Genomic DNA, 2479 nt, shown 5'->3' with positions numbered 1-2479 from the left:
AGCGGCCGGCGCCGGCGCGCACGCAGTCCGGCAATTCGAGCCGCGCGAGCAGCGCGTCGCGGCCGCGCCGCACCTCGCGCACCGCGCGATGCGCCGGGCCGTAGACGAGACCCATGCGGTCGAACGCGGCATAGACCGCGTCCGCATCGAGCACGCCCTGGTCCAGGCGCGCGCCGAGCGCGGCCAGGTCCAGCGTCTCGGGCGCGACGGCGGCCGCGTAGGCGGCGCGGCCCTGGCAGTGTTCCTGCTCGCGCTCGCCCTCGCCGCTCGCGATGACGAAATCGATCTCGCCGTCGGCGGCGGCCGCCAAGGCGATGCGCGCCGGCAGCGGCGCGCGCACGATCATCGGCAGCGCCCAGGCGCAGTGCCGTAGCTCCATCACGGCGCCGCGCGCGGCCGGCGGCGCGGCGCGTTCGACCGCGGCGCGCGCCATCTCGAGATAGGCGACGGCCGGCAGCACGGGTTCCTCGACGCCGCGCAGGCGCACCTTGTGATCGGCGAGGAAGGTCTCGCGGCCGCTGAACTGCGAGCGGAAGCACTGCCGGCTCAGATCCGACACGTTCGCATGCAGCAGCGGATGCAATTGAGCGATCTCGCCGGTCGCGGCAGCGGCCGGCGCGGCGGGAACCCAGAACGTGTCCCCGGCGAACGGATACGTCGGTACGCGGGCACGGCGCGCACTGCGATGCAGCGGCGTCCAGTCGACGTCGACGCCGCTGGTCCAGAGCAGGCCGAGCTGATCCAGATCGCGCTCGTGCAGCGCCTGTTCGACGAGCCGGCGGCCCGATCGCGTCTGCCACAGCGCCGCGCTCGCGCCGTCGGCGCCGTCGCCGCTCCAGGCGCCCGGCACGGGCTTGCCGGCCAGCCACTGAGTCAGCGCGGCCTGCAGCGCCGCGAAACCGTCGACCTTCAGCGCGAGCCGCGCCTTCAGCGCCGTGCGGCCGAGCTGCCAGCTGCGGATCGCCGCGCCGAACGTGCCGGCCGCGGTATCCGCGCACCAGTCGCGCACGCGCTGCGCATACGCGCGCAGCCGCTCGGAATCGGCCGCCGACAGCACGAACAGCTGCAGCCGTTCGTCCTCGGAGCGGGCCGCGGGCTCGACGAATTCGGCGAGCACCACGTGCGCGTTCGCGCCGCCGGAGCCGAAGCTGCTGACGCCGGCGATGCGCTGTGCCGCATCCCAGTCGCCGAGGCGGTCGTTCACGCGCAGCGCGTCGCCGAGATCGATCTTCGGATTCAAGGCCGTGAAGTTCACGGTCGGCGGCAGCTGGCGCCGCTGCAGCGCGAGCACGACCTTGAGAACGCCGGCGAGGCCCGCGGCGGATTCCAGATGGCCGAGGTTGCTCTTGAGCGAACCGAGCCGGCAGGCGCCGCCCGCCGTCGCCGTGCCGCTCGCCAACGCCGAGCGTATGCCCTGCACTTCGATCGGATCGCCGAGCGAGGTGCCGGTGCCGTGCGCCTCGAGGTAGCCGAGCTGGCCCGCGGCAATGCCGGCGTCGGCCCAGGCGCTCAGCAGCAGCTCGCGCTGCTTGACCGGGTTCGGCACGGTCAGTCCGCCCGCAAGGCCGCCGTGGTTGACCGCGGAACCGCGGATCACCGCGTGGACGCGGTCGCCGTCGGCGAGCGCGCGACGCAGCGGCTTGAGCAGCAGCATCACGGCACCCTCGGCGCGCACGTAGCCGTTCGCGCTCGCGTCGAACACCTTGCAGCGGCCGTCGGCCGCGAGCATGCCGGCCTTGTGATAGGCCAGCGACAGATCCGGATGGCAGATCAGGTTGACGCCGCCGACGAGCGCGCCGGCGCATTCGCCCCGACGCAGCGACTGCACGGCCGTGTGCAGCGCGACCAGCGAGGACGAGCAGGCCGTGTCGATCAGCAGGCTCGGCCCGCAGAAATCGAAGAAGTACGAAATGCGGTTCGCAATGACGGCCAGCGAGCTTGCGACGCCGAGATGCGCTTCGACCTCGACGCCGGCGTCCTGCAGCAGGCGGCTGTAGTCGCTGTTGCTCGCGCCGACGAACACGCCGGTGCGGCTGCCGGCGACGTCGCCCGGCCGCACGTTGGCGTCTTCGAGGCAGGACCACGCGAGCTGCAGCGCGAGGCGCTGCTGCGGATCCATGAGCTGCGCCTCGGCCGGCGAGATGCGGAAGAACGCCGCGTCGAACGCGGCGACGTCGCGGACGAAGCCGCCCTGGTCGATGCCGGGCCAGCGCTGCGCGTCGGCCCAGGGGCCGCGCTCGCGCGGATAGTCGTCGATGACGCAGCGGCCGGCGGCCAGCGCGTCCCAGAGCTGCTCCGGCGTGTCGATGCCGCCGGGCAGGCGGCAGGCCATGCCGATCACGGCGACGTCGGACTCGGCCGCGGCGGTCGGCGGCGGCGCCGGCGTCGAAACGACCACGGCGGGCTCGGCTACGCGGCGCGGCACAACGGCGGCCGCTTCGCGGCCGAGCGTCGCGGCGACCTTGGCCGCCGTGTTGTA

At 73.9% G+C, this 2479-nt stretch carries 1 protein-coding gene; it reads right to left on the bottom strand.

Annotation, left to right across the window (positions count from 1 at the left end; genetic code table 11):
- The coding region (locus NON22_RS23055) for a beta-ketoacyl synthase N-terminal-like domain-containing protein (protein WP_257389330.1) at positions 1 to 2479 on the bottom strand (2479 nt) is incomplete at both ends.

Origin of the sequence: Tahibacter caeni (assembly GCF_024609805.1) — a bacterium.
Classification (GTDB): Bacteria; Pseudomonadota; Gammaproteobacteria; order Xanthomonadales; family Rhodanobacteraceae; genus Tahibacter; species Tahibacter caeni.
Note: the sequence above shows the minus strand (reverse complement) of the source record. Positions and strands in the feature narration are given on the sequence as shown.